13 protein-coding genes are annotated in these 14695 nt (G+C 73.0%); 10 read left to right on the top strand and 3 right to left on the bottom strand.

Annotated features, from left to right (window positions below; genetic code table 11):
• Positions 1–304: 304 nt before the first annotated feature.
• The 5 genes from K6U79_00585 to K6U79_00605 all read left to right on the top strand — a co-directional run bounded on the left by K6U79_00585 (position 305) and on the right by K6U79_00605 (position 5980).
• Positions 305–1123, top strand: a complete 819-nt coding sequence (locus K6U79_00585; GenBank protein MCL6520854.1) for an ATP-dependent Clp protease proteolytic subunit — start codon at positions 305–307, stop codon at positions 1121–1123.
• Positions 1123–1359 carry a YlzJ-like family protein gene (locus K6U79_00590; GenBank protein ID MCL6520855.1) on the top strand — a complete coding sequence of 79 codons (237 nt, stop codon included), beginning with the start codon at positions 1123–1125 and terminating at the stop codon, positions 1357–1359. Before K6U79_00585 ends, K6U79_00590 begins: the two co-directional genes overlap by 1 nt.
• Before the next feature lie 39 nt (positions 1360–1398).
• A complete protein-coding gene (locus K6U79_00595; protein ID MCL6520856.1) occupies positions 1399–2223 on the top strand; it encodes an undecaprenyl-diphosphate phosphatase in 825 nt (274 codons plus the stop codon).
• 227 nt (positions 2224–2450) lie between these two features.
• Positions 2451–4793 (top strand): DNA translocase FtsK, encoded by a 2343-nt coding sequence (locus tag K6U79_00600; protein MCL6520857.1) that lies wholly within the window; start codon positions 2451–2453, stop codon positions 4791–4793.
• A gap of 89 nt (positions 4794–4882) precedes the next feature.
• Entirely contained in the window at positions 4883–5980 is a 1098-nt protein-coding gene (locus K6U79_00605) for a glycoside hydrolase family 18 (GenBank protein ID MCL6520858.1), read from the top strand.
• 87 nt (positions 5981–6067) lie between these two features.
• On the opposite strand, the gene K6U79_00610 is transcribed toward K6U79_00605, so the two are convergent.
• Together K6U79_00610 and K6U79_00615 are read right to left on the bottom strand one after the other, a co-directional pair.
• Entirely contained in the window at positions 6068–6685 is a 618-nt protein-coding gene (locus K6U79_00610; protein MCL6520859.1) for a hypothetical protein, read from the bottom strand.
• 150 nt (positions 6686–6835) lie between these two features.
• Positions 6836–7687, bottom strand: coding sequence for a D-amino acid aminotransferase (locus K6U79_00615; GenBank protein ID MCL6520860.1), 852 nt, complete (start codon positions 7685–7687; stop codon positions 6836–6838).
• Positions 7688–7789: 102 nt separating this feature from the next.
• Here K6U79_00615 and K6U79_00620 point away from each other — a divergent pair, with 102 nt between their 5' ends.
• From K6U79_00620 to K6U79_00630, 3 genes are all read left to right on the top strand, one after another.
• On the top strand, positions 7790–8047 hold the full coding sequence (locus K6U79_00620; protein ID MCL6520861.1) for a hypothetical protein: 258 nt from the start codon (positions 7790–7792) through the stop codon (positions 8045–8047).
• Positions 8044–8643 carry a lysine exporter LysO family protein gene (locus tag K6U79_00625; protein ID MCL6520862.1) on the top strand — a complete coding sequence of 200 codons (600 nt, stop codon included), beginning with the start codon at positions 8044–8046 and terminating at the stop codon, positions 8641–8643. The genes K6U79_00620 and K6U79_00625 overlap by 4 nt, the downstream gene beginning before the upstream one ends.
• A gap of 139 nt (positions 8644–8782) precedes the next feature.
• Complete coding sequence (locus tag K6U79_00630) at positions 8783–10048, top strand: D-alanyl-D-alanine carboxypeptidase (GenBank protein MCL6520863.1); 1266 nt, start codon at positions 8783–8785, stop codon at positions 10046–10048.
• 51 nt (positions 10049–10099) lie between these two features.
• Here K6U79_00630 and K6U79_00635 read toward each other — a convergent pair whose 3' ends face one another.
• Complete coding sequence (locus tag K6U79_00635; GenBank protein ID MCL6520864.1) at positions 10100–10513, bottom strand: hypothetical protein; 414 nt, start codon at positions 10511–10513, stop codon at positions 10100–10102.
• Between the two features lie 116 nt (positions 10514–10629).
• On the opposite strand from K6U79_00635, the gene K6U79_00640 reads away from it, so the two are divergent.
• Together K6U79_00640 and asnS are read left to right on the top strand one after the other, a co-directional pair.
• Positions 10630–13341 carry a UPF0182 family protein gene (locus K6U79_00640; GenBank protein MCL6520865.1) on the top strand — a complete coding sequence of 904 codons (2712 nt, stop codon included), beginning with the start codon at positions 10630–10632 and terminating at the stop codon, positions 13339–13341.
• Positions 13342–13371: 30 nt separating this feature from the next.
• Entirely contained in the window at positions 13372–14685 is a 1314-nt protein-coding gene (asnS, locus tag K6U79_00645; protein MCL6520866.1) for an asparagine--tRNA ligase, read from the top strand.
• Positions 14686–14695: the final 10 nt, after the last annotated feature.

Here is a 14695-nt window from a genome sequence, read left to right on the forward strand (position 1 = left end):
TCCTCGATGGGTTTTGCCTGCTGCAAACCATCGTAGCCCGGGCCTTCCCGCTTTTACAGCAGCCTCAGGACATCATCGAGTGGAGGCGGCGTTCAGCGACCCGTTCGGAAACCAGTTCGTGCTGGTGCAGCCACTGTAAGTTTTGGCACCTATTGAAGGCCCCGGTAGGAGCGGTCTGCGCCTGCTCTGGACAGCCCAGTGAAGAGGGGTGTCGCGGGAGCGTGGCTGGCACATCCTTCCGACGCCGCGGCCCCGCATGCATAGCGCACCGGTCCCGGGCCCCACGCTACCTCCGTTGGAGGCGATGGAGGTGGCGTTCAAAGGTGGTGGACCGGAGAAGGTGACGGCTCAGGCGAGGGGGGCTGGCGGCCGGCTGAGGGCGAACGCGGAGACGGAGCCCGGGGGATCCCCCGGTGCGGCGCCGGCTCCCGGCCCGGCCCCCGCGCCCGACGGGACGACGGTGGTCGGCGCCGTCCAGGCGCTGGGTACGCCCCAGCCGCCGCGTCCGGGGCCCGGGCCGGCGCCGTCCGAGATCCACGTCCTGACCATCATCGGGCAGGTGGAGGGGCACCAGATCCTCCCCAGCCAGAACAAGACGACCAAGTACGAGCACGTCATCCCCGAACTCTTCGCCGTCGAGCAGAATCCGGAGATCAAGGGGCTCCTCATCCTCCTCAACACGGTGGGCGGCGACGTGGAGGCGGGGCTGGCCATTGCGGAAGCGATCCGCAGCCTCTCCAAGCCGACGGCGACGGTGGTACTGGGCGGCGGCCACTCCATCGGCGTACCCATCGCCGTCAGCGCCAAGCGGAGCTTTATCACCAGCACGGCCACCATGACCGTCCACCCGGTGCGCCTGACGGGTATGGTCATCGGCGTCCCCCAGGCGTACGAGTATCTGAACAAGATGCAGGACCGGGTGATCAAGTTCGTCGTCGAGAACTCGCGCATCAGCGAGAAACGCTTCCGGGAGTTGATGTTCAGCACCGGCGAGCTGGCGCAGGACGTGGGCACCATCCTGGTCGGCCGCGAGGCCGTGGAGGAGGGGCTCATCCAGGCCGAGGGCGGCATCGCCGACGCCTACCGGGCGCTGCGCGAGATGATCGCGGGAGGCGGGGTGTGATGCTCTGGACCATCGCCCCGCCGGAGATGGTCTGGGGAGAGGGGTGGAGCCAGGCGGCGGGGCTTCCTTCCTACGAGGAAGTCCAGGTGGACGGGCGCCGGCTGCTGGTGGAGCGGGGCCGGGACGGGCGCCGCCGCGTGGTCCGCCTGCTCTCGACAGAGCCGGCGGACTTCCTCGACGCGCGCTTCCAGCCGGGGGCGCCGTTCCCGGAAGGGGGTCCCAGGCGAGCGATATAATGGTCGGGACTTCCTCACAGGAAGGGTGTTCCGACCTCGATGCCGCTCTGGGAGGCGCTGGTCCTCGGCCTGGTGCAGGGGCTGACCGAGTTCTTGCCGGTCTCCAGCTCCGGTCACCTGACGCTGGTGCAACACCTGATGGGCCTGCGGGGCCAGGGCTCGCTGGCCTTCGACGTCCTGCTCCACCTGGGTACCTTCCTGGCCGTCCTTCTCTATTTCGCGCGCGACGTCGCCGCCCTGGTGGCGGGTTTCTTCGGCGGGCTGGCGGCGCTCCCGGCCCGGAGAAAAACCTGGACCACGCTCTGGCGCGAGGCGGACTTCCGGACGGCGATCCTGATTCTGGTGGGGAGCGTACCCAGCGGGCTGATGGGTCTTCTGCTGCAGCCCTTTTTCGAGTCGCTCTACGACTCGCTGGTGGCGGTGGCGGTGGGCTGGCTGATCACCGCCGTCCTGCTCTGGCAGGTCGACCGGCTCGGCCATCGCGGCCGGCGCGCGGGCGAGAGCGGTGCCGGGGCGGCGCTCTGGACGGGCTTCATGCAGGGGGTGGCCATCGCGCCCGGCATCTCGCGCTCCGGCGCGACGGTGGCGGGAGCGCTGATGGCCGGCATGGGCCGTTACGAGGCGGCGCGCTTCTCCTTCCTGCTGGCCCTGCCGGCCATTCTGGGCGCGGCGCTGGTGGAGCTGCGCCACGTGGGCGGCTTCGCCGGGAGCGCGCCGCTGGCGGCCGGCTTCGCGGCGGCGACGCTCTCGGGGATGGTGGCCATCCGCTGGCTGATCCAGGCGCTGACCCGGGGCAGCCTGAAACCCTTCGCGCTCTACTGCGCGCTGCTGGGCGCCGCCGTCCTCGCCTGGCAGTTGCTGTGAGCGGAGCGGCAGGCCGGCCGGCGCGGAAGGCGGGTCCTCCGGCCCGGCGCGGGAAGGTGGGGAAGGCGGGCATGGAGCGAGGCGCAGGTTCGGCCCGCTCGCCGCGCAGGGCGCGGGCCGGACGCACGGCGCGGCCGCCGCTTCCGGAGCCGCTCCGGCGGGAGCTGGCGGCGGTGGTGGTGGCTGCACTCGCCGCCCTGCTGGGGGGGGCGCTGGCGGGTGCGCCCATGGGCCCGGCCGGGCAGGGCGCCCGCTTGGCGCTGCGGGCGCTCTTCGGCCTGGTCGCCTGGGCGGCACCCCTGGCGCTGGCGGCGGTGGCGGTGGCGCTCCTGCGTTCCGCGCCGCCGCCGAGCGGTCGCAGCCGGGCGGCGGGCGCGGCGCTCCTGGTGGCGGACCTGGCCGGCTGGGCCGCCTTCGCCCGCCCGGCCGGCTGGGAGGCAGCGCTGCGGGGCGAGGCGGCGGGCGGCCTCCTGGGTACGGCGCTCCGGGCCGGCCTGGCCGCCGCCGTCGGCCGCTTCGGCGCGCTGGTCCTCCTGGCGGCGCTCGGTCTGGCGGGTCTCCTCCTCCTCAGCGCCAGCCCGCTGACGCTCTGGATGGCGCGGGTGACGAGACCGCTGAAGGCCCTCCTGGGACCCGTGCGAGAGGCGCTGGAGGACTTCCTCTTCGAGGAGGAGGCGGCCGGAGGAGGGGAGGAGGGCGGCGCCAGGGCGGAAGGTCCGGATGGCCCCGGCCGCGGGGCAAGGGCGCGTGCCGGAGCTGCCGCCGGGGCGGGGAGCGGGCAGGGAGAGACGACCTCGGGGGCGGAGGGCGCGGGGCTCCTCCATGGCGATGGCGGCGAGGGCGCGGCCGCGGCCTCCCTTGAGCCGCGCGCGCCCGACCCGGCCGGGGCGGAGGAACGGCGGGTGGCGGCCGAGGCCGCCGGCAGCGCGGCGGGCCCCGCCCGAGCGGAGGCGGCGGATCCGCCCGTCCCGCCGCGCATGCCCATGAGCACCCCGCCCGACGAACCGGGTGGCGGGGGCGGCCAGGCCGTGCGCGGCGCCGGGCGGCGGGTGCGCGGCGGCGCCGGCAGGGAGGAGGGCGGGGTCCAGCTTCCTCCGCTCGACCTCCTCAACCGGCCGGCGCCGGCGCGGGTGCCGGCCGAGCGCGAGGAAGACCTGCGGCGCGAGGCGGCGCTCCTGGAGTCGACGCTGCGCAGCTTCGGCATCGAGACGACGCTGGCCGGCGTCTTCCGCGGCCCGGCGGTGACGCGCTTCGAGCTGCAGCCGGCGCCGGGCGTGAAGGTGGCGCGCATCGTCGCCCTGGCCGACGACATCGCCCTCGCCCTGGCCGCGCCCGAGGTGCGGGTGGTGGCGCCCGTGCCGGGCAAGTCGGTGCTGGGCATCGAGGTGCCCAACAAGCACGTGACGCCGGTGACGCTGCGCGAGGTGCTGGAGTCGCCGGCTTTCCAGGGCTCGCGCTCGCGGCTGACGGTGGCTGTGGGCAAGGACATCGGCGGACGCCCCATCGTCGCCACGCTGGACGACATGCTGCACGTGCTCATCGCCGGCGCCACCGGCTCGGGCAAGAGCGTCTGCATCAACACCCTGATCACCAGCCTGCTTTTCAAGGCGCGCCCGCGGGACGTGCGCCTCCTGCTCATCGATCCCAAGCGGGTGGAGCTGAACGTCTACGAGGGCCTGCCCCACCTGCTGGCGCCGGTGGTGACCGATCCCAAGAAGGCGGCCGGAGTGATGCGCTGGCTGGTCCGCGAGATGGAGCGGCGCTACGAGCTCTTCGCCGAATGGCGCGTGCGGGACATCGACCGCTTCAACCAGGCGGTGCTGCGCGACGGCAGCCCGGCGCTCCCCTACATCGTGGTGGTGGTGGACGAGCTGGCGGACATGATGATGGTGGCGCCGCGCGAGATCGAGGAGTCGATCCAGCGCCTGGCCCAGATGGCGCGGGCGGCCGGCATCCACCTGCTGCTGGCCACGCAGCGGCCCAGCGTCGACGTGATCACGGGCGTCATCAAGGCCAACATCCCTTCGCGCATCGCCTTCGCCGTCAGCTCGCAGGTGGACTCGCGCACCATCCTGGACATGGCCGGGGCGGAGAAGCTGCTGGGCAAGGGCGACATGCTCTTCTACCCCATGGGCGCGGCCAAGCCGGTGCGCGCCCAGGGCGCCTACGTCTCCGAGCGCGAGCTGGAGCGCGTCCTGACCTTCCTCCGCGACCAGGCGGAGCCGGAGTATCTGCTGGACGTGGCCGGCCCACTGGACGAGGACGAGGAAGCAGGCGACGACCAGGACGACCCGCTCCTGCCCGAGGCCATCCGCGTGGTGGTGGAGAACCGCCAGGCGTCGGTCTCCATCCTGCAGAGGCGGCTGCGCGTAGGCTACACGCGCGCCGGCCGCCTCATCGACATGATGGAGCGGCGCGGCATCGTGGGCCCCTACCAGGGCCCCAAGCCGCGCGAGGTGCTGATGACGCAGGAGACGTACGCCCGCCTCTACGGTGCGGGCGGCCGCGCGGACGAGCCGGGCGGGCCGCCCTTCGCCGGTCCTCCTTCCTCCAGCCCTGGGAAGGGTTGAACAGAGAGCACCCCGGCGCCCTCCGCATACTACGACCGTCACTCGTTGCCGGGCAGGCCAGCCACGCCCGGCGGAAGGGAGGCGGTCGTATGCGTTTCCAAGCCAGGCCCCTGCGGCTCGGCCTCGCCGTCCTGACCGTGGCGGCACTTCTGCTGGGAGCGGGCTGCGCCGGCGGGCGGACCGCCCGCAAGGCGCCTGCCCAGCCGAAGAGCGGGCGCCCCGCGACCTCGGCGACGCTTCCCGGCCAGCGGGGCACCGCGGCAGGGCGCCACACGGGCCCGCTCCGCGTGCTCGCCTTCTACGACGACCAGTACGAGAAGCCGCGCGGGCAGGTCCTCTCCCTGGTGCGCCAGAACCGGGACCTGATCTCCTACCTGGCGCCTTTCTGGTACAAGGTGAACGCCGACGGTAGCCTCGTCGACATGAGCGAGGCGGACCTGAAGAAGTTCGCCCGCGACAACAAGATTCAGCTGCAGCCGCTCTTCACCAACGCCGGAGGGAACGACGCCGTCCTGCTGGACCCGTCAGCCCGCGCCAGGGCCGTGGAGAACATCGTGGCCGCGGTGCAGAAGAACGGCTACGCCGGGGCGAGCGTCGACTTCCAGCTGCTCGAACCGCCCTCGCGGGCGGGCCTCAGCGCTTTCGTGGCGGCGCTCAGCCAGCGGCTGCACGCGCTGGGCAAGGTGGTGACGGTGGACGTCATCCCCCGGCTCAGCTCGAACGGCCCCAGGAGCGCCTACGACTACGCGGCGCTGGGCAAGAGCGCCGACCAGGTCGTGCTGATGACCTACGACCGGCACAGCGAGGGCTCGCCGCCGGGCTCGGTGGCGCCGCTGGCCTGGGTGGACGCGGCGGTGCGCGAGGCGCTGACCATGATCCCGCCCGACAAGATCATCCTGGGGCTGGCTGCCTACGGCTACGACTGGCCGTCGGGAAGCACCCAGGCGCGCTCCATCCCGCTCAAGAACATCCCCAAGGGGCCGCATATCCGCCGGACGCCGGCCGGCGTCCCCTACTACACGTACACCGCGGCCGACGGGACGCTCCACGAGGTCTGGTTCGAGGACCCCACGTCCATCGTCAAGAAGATCCAGATCGCCAAGCGCTACGGCCTCCACGGGCTGGCCGTCTGGCGGGTCGGCTACGAGACGGCGGCCTTCTGGAACGCCATCCGCAAGAACCGCTGAGGAGGAAGCATGCCCGTGCGAACGGGGCCGGGCGGCCCGCCCGGCCCTTCTCTTCGCCTGTGCGCACCGGGCCGTCCGCGATCGCTCTCATCCGAGCTGGCGCAGCTTTCGCCGGGCCGCCCGCACGAAGGAGCCGGCGCGCTGGGCGGCTCCCCCCGCCGTCGCTCCCCCGCCGCCCGCACCGCCCTCGCCACCGGCACCGCCGCCGTCCCACCCCGCTCGGGCGCCCCCCCGGGCGCCTGCGGTGGCGGGTGCCATCTCCTGAGAGAGCTGCTCGATGCGTTGCGCGATCTGCTCGCTCTCCTGGAGGACGCTGCGCAGCCGCGTCAGGTTGTCCACCAGCTGCTGCGCGATCTGGCCCGCCCCCTCCGGCCAGGCCCCCGTGCCGCCGCCGGCGCCGTCGCGGCCGGGGCTGCCCCATGCCGTCCCGGCGGACGGCGTCGCCGCCGCCTGCGGATCGGGAGCGGCGCCTTCGCCGCCACCCGCCGCCAGGCGGACCTGGCGCCGGCGGAGGAGGCCCCCGCCGGCGACGCGGCCGCCGCCCCAGCCGCCCGACGCAGCGGCACCCGCGGCCGCCCGGCCGCCCGTCGGGGGCGGCGCAGCGCCGTCCGCTTCCTGTGCCTGGCGTCCGCCGAGAAGCGCGGCCAGCTCCTCGCGGATCATCTGCCGGAGCACCTCGTTGGCGTCGCCCGCCTGGCCCGGCACCTTCCACCCTCCCCTTCGGGCGCGTGTCGCGCCTTCTCGCCGGCTAGCTTGCCAGTCGCTGCCGCGCCCTATACCGGGCGACGAAGCTGCGCCGGCCGCCGCTACGGCGGCCGGCGGGGCGATGCGGGGGGCCGGTCCGGGAGGTTCGGGCTAGGAGCCGCGCGTACGGCGCCGGATCTCCTCCAGGATGGCCAGCGTCACCGGCCCGGGCTGTCCGTCGCCGATGGGGCGCTCGTCGACCCGGACCACGGGGACCACCTCGGAGGTGGTCCCCGTGACGAAGAGCTCGCTGGCCTGCCAGAGCTCCTCCAGGGGGACGGCCCGCTCCACCACCGGATGGCCCAGGTCGCGGGCCACCTCGATGACGGCGCCGCGGGTGACGCCGGAGAGGATGAAGGGGCCCTCGGGGTGGGTGTGGAGCTCGCGTCCGAAGACGACGAAGAGGTTGGAGCTGGAGCCCTCGGTCAACACGCCCTCGCGCACCAGGATGGCTTCGAAGGCGCCCGCCTCGTGGGCGGCCTGCTTGGCCAGCACGTTGGGCAGGAGGCAGATGGACTTGATGTGGACCGACTGCCAGCGGATGTCGGGGACGGTGATGGCGGAGACGCCGTCGCGCGTCAGCGCCGGGTCGGCCGCCGGCATGGGGCGGGCGATCATGACCACGGTCGGGTGCGGCTCCTCGGGGAAGAGGTGGTTGCGCCGGGCGGGACCGCGCGTCACCTCCAGGTAGAGCGTGGCGTCGGCCCGCTCCAGGCCGTTGCGCCGCAGGAGCTCCCGCGCCGCCTGGCGGATGGCCTCGCGGCCGAGGGGAAGCGTCAGGTGGATGGCGAGCGCGCTTCGCTCGAGCCGGTCCAGGTGCTCCTCCAGCCGCCAGAAGCGGCCGCCGTAGGCGGCGATCACCTCGTAGATGCCGTCGCCGAAGAGAAAGCCCCTGTCCTCCACCGGCACGACCGCCTGCTCGTAGGGAACGAACTGGCCGTTGAGGAAAACCGTCTCCGACATCACGCTGCCTCCTGTGGGGGTCGGGTTGGGCACCCGGGATCGCGGCGGGCCGCCCTCCCAGTGTAGTTCAGGGTTCGGAAGAGAGGGGAGACCGCTCCGGGGATGAACGGGTTCTGGCTTCTCGCGCTTCTCGCGGGCTTCCTGGTCGGCGCGCTGCTCCGGCCCGGCCGTGCCGCGCTGGCCTGGAACGAGCGCCTCGGCCAGGCGGCGCTGCTTCTCCTGCTCCTCGGGCTGGGCGCCCAGGTGGGCGCCGACCCGGCGGTCTGGGCGCATCCCGGCCGGGTGGCCGGCCAGGCGCTGCTCCTGGCCTGGCTGCCGCAGCTGGGCGCCGTCCTGGCCGCGCGCCTCTTGGTACGATGAGCCGGCGCCTCCTTCTGGCCACCGCCGCCGGGATCCTGCTGGGCTTCCTCGGGCGCGGCCGCCCCGTCGCCGGCTTGGCCTCCGCCGCGGAATCCTGGGCGCTGGCCGCCCTTCTCTTCTCGGCCGGGGTGGTGATGGGCGCCGATCTGGAGCGGGTCCTCCTCCTGCTGCGGCGCGGCTGGCGCCTCCTCTTGACGCCGCTGGCCGGCGCCGCCGGCAGCCTTCTGGGCGGGCTGGTGGCCGCCGCCGCGGGCGGGCTGGAGCCGGTGCAGGGGCTGGCGGTGGCGGGAGCCTTCGGCTGGTACAGCCTGGACGCCGTGGTACTGGCCAGGACCGCGGGCGCGCAGCTGGCGCTGCTGGGCTTTCTGGGCAACCTTGTGCGGGAGCTGACCGCGCTGGCCGCGGCCGCCTGGCTGGTCCGTCGGCTGGGGCGCGCGGCGGCGGTGGCGGCGGCGGGGGCCACCGCCATGGACACCAGCCTGGGGGTGCTGGTCCGGGCGGGCGGTGCGGAGGCGGGGGTGGAGGGCTTCCTGAGCGGTCTCGTCCTCAGCGCGCTGGTGCCGATCCTGCTGGGCTTCCTGGGCCGCTGGCTCTGAGCCGGGGCGGCGTGGTGGCGGCGAGGAGTTGTGGTAGCATGGGGCGGCGTCCCGGTCGCATGGCCGCCCGTACGGCGACGGAGACTAGGCGGAGCACCGGGGTCGCCGGTATCCCGCTCGCTTCGAGGTGGAAGAGGCGTTGCACTCCGACTTCCGCAGGGCCGGCCGAGGCACCCGCCGGCCTCTTCTCGCCGGCCTCCTGGTCCTGCTCCTCCTCCTCGCCGGGATCGCTCCCGCGCCGGTGGCGCGGGCGGCCGCCCCGCTCCCCGTCCGCGACAACCCGCTGGGCCTGAAGGCGGCTGCGGCCGAGCTCCTGGACGTGCGCACCGGCCAGGTGCTCTACGCGTACAACGAGCACGCCAAGATGCAGCCGGCCAGCCTGGCCAAGCTGATGACCTTCCTCCTGGCCCTCCAGGCGCTGCAGAACGGCGCGGTGACGCCCCAGACGCAGGTGACCGTCAGCCAGAAGGCCTGGCAGCTCTCGCTCAACGACACCGTCTCGCGCATGTTCGTGCGGGTGGGCGACCGCGTCTCCGTCGACACGCTGCTCTACGGGCTGATGGTGGCCTCGGGCAACGACGCCGCCGTGGCGTTGGCCGAGCGCCTGGGCGGGACCGAGGCCAACTTCGTGCGCATGATGAACGACGAGGCCCGGAGGCTGGGCCTGGGCGACACCCACTACGTCAACAGCCACGGGCTCTACGCGCCGGGGCAGACGACCAGCGCGGCCGACGTGGCCAAGCTTTCGGCCTACATTCTGCAGCACTTCCCGGACGCCACCCGCTACACCAAGCCGGCCAGCTTCAGCTACCAGCCCAGCGGGGCGCCCCAGCCCATCACCCAGCAGAACTGGAACGGCCTGGTGATCACCGACCACCGCGTCGACGGCCTCAAGACGGGGCACCTGGAGGAGTCGGGCTACCACTTGGCCGCCTCGGCCAAGTCGGGCTCCATGCAGCTGGTGGCGGTGGTGATGGGCATCCAGGCGCCGACGCTGCAGGCGGGCATGCAGGAGCGCGAGCGGGAGGCCGAGGCGCTGCTCAACTGGGGCTTCGACAACTTCCGCGACGTGACGCCCGATCTCGGCGGCAAGCTGCCGGCCTCCATCCCGGTCTACAAAGGGGCGAGCGGGACGGTGCAGCCGGTGCCGGCGGCGCCGCTCCTCCTGACGGTCCCGCGCTCGGAGGCGGGTTCGCTCTCCGTCCGGGTGACGCTGCCGGCGCGGCTGGTGGCGCCGGTGCGGAAGGGGCAGGCGCTGGGAGAGGTGACGGTGCGCGCGGGCGCCTCCAGCTGGCGCATCCCGCTGGTGGCGGCCCGCGACGTGCCGCGGGGCGGCCTCTTGCGCGTCCTCTGGGATACGTTGCGGCTGGCGCTGGGCGACCTGCTGGCGCGCATCCACCTCTGAGCGCGGGGGCCGGCGGACCGGACCCTCCCCGGGGTGGCGGCGGTCGCCCGTTCAGAGCGGGGTGTGGAGCGTAGCCTCCTCCTCCATCCAGGCCGGTGTGCGCGAGGGGTCGCTGGCGGGCGCCTCCTCGGGCACCAGGAAGTCCTCGCTGGAAGCGATGGGCTCGCGATGGACCCGGTCGCGGCGGCGCGCCAGCGTCACCCGGTAGCGCCCCGGGCGCGGGACGGCGAGGCGCCAGCGGTCGACGGGGCGGGGCAAGACGGCCTCGTAGAGGAGGCCGTGCTCCGGGTCGGCGAGGTCGAGGACCAGGTGGCTTTCGTTGCCCGTCCGGTGCCAGGGGCGGAGGTCGACACGGCCCCCCCAGGAGACCTGGACCCACTTGCGGTCGAGCACCTCGACGCGCAGCGTCTCCGCGGGGCGGGCGTCCGCCTTCTCGCTTTTCCGGCGCGGCTCGGTTAGCTTCATCTGGGTACCTCCTGTTGTGCGAAGCGCTCGAGGGCAGGATGCCTCGCGGGCCGGCCGCCCTATCCGCCGCGCCCCGGAGTCCGCCCGGCGGCGCTCCGCGGGCGAGGGGGCGAGGGATGGGCGAGCGGAGGTGGATCTGGCTCTTCACCGCCGGCATGCTGGCGGCCTTCGGGCTGGCGACGCTGGCCAGCGAGGGCTACGTCGGCTGGCAGTGGTACGGCCAGCTGGGCTTCCTGGGCGTCTTCTGGCGGAGGCTCGGTGTCCAGTGGGCGCTGGGCCTGGTGACGGGGCTCCTGGGCGGCGGCTTCCTCCTGGCCAACCTGCTCTGGGCTCGGCGCGCGTTCAGCATCTTCTACGTCAGCCCGGAGGCGGTGCCGCCGCAGCTCCTGCCCTGGCTTCGGCCGCGGCGCCAGTTCCTGCTCCTCGGCCTGCTCTCCGGTCTCACCGGCCTCCTGATGGGGGTCGACGGCGCCGGCCAGTGGCTGACGGTGGCCGGCTGGTGGTACCGCCTGCCCTTCGGACAGCTCGACCCGGTCTTCCACCGTGATGCCGGCTTCTACGTCTTCACCCTGCCCTTCCTCCGTTTCGTCTACGGCTACCTGGAGACGAACATCGTGCTGGCGCTCCTCGTCTCCGGCTTCGTCTACTTCCTGACGGGGGCCGTGGCCGTCTTCGACCACCGTTTCCACGTCTACCCGGCCGCCCGGGTCCACCTGGGGGTGCTGGCCGGGCTCTACTTCCTGGTCCTGGCCTGGCGCTACCGCCTGGACCAGTTCGGCCTGCTCTTCTCCACCCGCGGGGTGGCGGCGGGCCCGGGCTATACCGACCTGCACGTGATGCTGCCGGGGCTCTGGGCCATGATGGTGCTGGCGCTCCTGGCAGCGGCGGCCGCCTTCGCCCAGGTGCGCGTCAGCCAGCTGCGCTGGCTGGGCTACGCCGCCGGCGCGCTGGTGGCTGGCTCCATCCTGGTGGCCGGCGTCCTGCCGGCGCTGGTCCAGCGCCTGGTGGTCGAGCCCAACGAGCTGGTGAAGGAGCGACCCTACATCCAGAACGCCATCCGGGCCACGCTTCGCGCCTGGAACCTGGACGGCGTGCAGGCCTCCAGCTACCAGGTGCGCCGCGGGCTCACCTACGAGACCGTCCAGGCCGACCAGGGCACGATCCGCAACGTCCGTCTCTGGGACTGGCGCTTCATCAGCCGCGCCTACCAGCAGCTCCAGGGGATCCGCACGTACTACCAGTTCGACACCATGACCGTCGACCGCTACGTGCTGGACGGCGCCCTGCGCCAGGTCGTCCTCTCGGGGCGAGAGATCAACTACGCCCACCTGCCCGATCCCAGCTGGGTCAACACGCATCTGGTCTACACCCACGGCTACGGCGTGGTGGCGACCCCGGCGGCGGAGGTGACGCCCGACGGGATGCCGCCCTTTCTGGTGCGCGACATCCCGCCCCAGGGGAACGCCCAGCTGGCGGTCCGCCAGCCGGCCATCTACTTCGGTCTCGACACCACGCCCTACGCCATCGTGGGCACCACGCAGAAGGAGTTCGACTACCCCCGGGGCAACCAGAACGTCTACACGGAGTACCGCGGGGAGGGCGACATCCGCCTGGGCAACCTGCTGCAACGGCTGGCCTTCGCGCTGGCCGTCGGCGACTACAACGTCCTCCTCTCCAGCCAGCTGACGCCCTCGAGCCGCGCCCTCCTGGACCGCCGGGTGCAGGACCGGGTGGAGCGGGTGGCACCCTTCCTGGTCTACGACTCCTCGCCCTACCTGGTGGTGGAGGGCGGCCGGCTCTACTGGATCGTGGACGCCTACACCGCCACCGCCGACTATCCCTACTCCCAGCCGCTGGGCCAGAGCGGCCTCAACTACATGCGCAACTCCGTCAAGGCGGTGGTGGACGCTTACTCGGGCGCCGTCACGTTCTACGCTTTCGATCCCGGCGACCCGCTTCTGGGCGTCTACGAGCGTCTCTTCCCCGGCCTCTTCCGCCCGGCGTCGGAGATGCCGGCCGGGCTGCGCGCCCACGTCCGCTACCCGCAGGACCTCTTCCGGGCGCAGGCCGAGATCTACCTGCGCTACCACATGACCGACCCTGAGGTCTTCTACAACAAGGAAGACCTCTGGACATTCCCCAAGGAGCTGGCCTCGGGGACGGGCGAGCAGCAGACCATGGACCCGTACTATGCCATCTTCCAGCTGCCCGGCGAGTCGGAGCCGGAGTTCCTGTTGGTCCTGCCGCTGACGCCCAACAACCGCGACAACATGATCGCCTGGCTGGCCGCCCGCTCGGACGGTCCCCACTACGGCCAGCTGGTGCTCTACAACTTCCCCAAGCAGACACAGATCTTCGGCCCGGCGCAGGTGGAGTCGCTGATCAACAACAACGACCAGATCTCCCAGGCGCTCACCCTCTGGAACCAGCAGGGCTCGCGCGTCCTGCGCGGCAGCCTGCTGGTCATCCCCATCGACCGCTCGCTCCTCTACATCCAGCCGCTCTACCTGGAGTCGACCACCACCCAGCTGCCGGAGCTGCGCCGTGTGATCGTCTCCTACGCGGGCCAGGTGGCCATGGCGCCGACGCTGGACCAGGCGCTGCGCGCCCTCTTCGGCGTGACCGCCCCGGCGCCGCCGGGCCCGACGCCTTCGGGCGGCGCCGCCCCCAGCCTGGCCGACCTGGTCCGCCAGGCCAACCAGGTCTACGCCCAGGCCCAGGCGGCGATCCAGGAGGGGAATTGGGCGCTCTACGGAGAACGGATGGCCGAACTGGCCGATCTTTTACGACAGATGCAGCAGAGCCTGCCCGCCGGCCGGAGCCGGTAAGGGCGGGCCGGGATCGGGGTGGAGTGCAGCGTGGAAGAGCAGGCGGAAGCGGTACCGCGGGTTCGCGTCGACGAGCTGCCCGGCCACGTGGGCGAGGAGGTGCGGCTGGAGGGCTGGCTGCACAACCGCCGCTCCAGCGGGCGCATCGCCTTCCTCATCGTCCGCGACGGGAGCGGCTTCGTCCAGGCGGTGGCCTCCCGGGACGAGCTGGGTGAGGAAGCCTACCGGCTCCTGGACCATCTGGTCCAGGAGAGCCCCCTGCGTCTGCGAGGGCGCGTGCGCGCCGACCGGCGCGCGCCCGGGGGGGTGGAGGTGGAGCTGGCCGAGGTGGAGAGCCTGCCCAGCCAGCCCGACTACCCGGTCACGCCCAAAGAGCACGGGGTCGACTTCCTCCTCGACCACCGCCACCTCTGGATCCGCACGCCGCGGCAGCGCGCCATCCTGCGCATCCGCGCCGAGGTGGCGGCGGCCAGCGAGGAGTACCTGCGCGAGCAGGGCTTCGTCCGCGTCGACTCGCCCGTGCTGACCGCCAACGCCAGCGAAGGGACCACCACCCTCTTCGCCGTCGACTACTTCGGCGAGCCGGCCTACCTCTCGCAGAGCGGCCAGCTCTACGCCGAGGCGAGCGCCATGGCGCTGGGGCGCGTCTACTGCTTCGGGCCCACCTTCCGCGCCGAGCGCTCGAAAACCCGGCGCCACCTGATCGAGTTCTGGATGCTGGAGCCGGAGGCCGCCTTCGTGGAGCACGAGGAGAACCTGCGCCTGCAGGAGGGGCTGGTCCGCCACGTGCTGCGGCGCGTGCTGGAGCGCTGCGGGGGCGAGCTGGCCGAGGTGGGCCGCGACGTCGGCCGGCTGGAGCGCGCCGACGCGCCCTTCGAGCGGATCACCTACGACGAGGCGCTGGCGCTCCTGCGGCGGCAGGGGCTCGAGCTGGAGTGGGGCGAGGACTTCGGCGCGCCCCACGAGACGGCGCTGGCCTCGGCCTTCGAGCGGCCGCTCTTCGTCGAACGCTACCCGGCCAGGGCCAAGGCCTTCTACATGCAGCCGGCCGCCGACGACCCGCGGGTGGTGCTCTGCGACGATCTGCTGGCGCCCGAGGGCTACGGCGAGGTGATCGGAGGAAGCCAGCGCATCCACGACCTGGAGCTCCTCCGCCAGAGGATCCGCGAGGCGGGCCTGGACGAGGCCGACTTCGACTGGTACCTCGACCTGCGGCGCTGGGGGAGCGTCCCGCACAGCGGCTTCGGCATGGGGATCGAGCGCATGGTGGCCTGGATCTGCGGGCTTGAGCACGTGCGCGAGGCGGTCCCCTATCCGCGGCTGCTCAACCGCCTGCGGCCCTGAGGCGCGCCGC

The sequence above is a fragment of the Bacillota bacterium genome (genome assembly GCA_023511835.1).
Classification (GTDB): Bacteria; Bacillota; Sulfobacillia; order JAIMAT01; family JAIMAT01; genus JAIMAT01.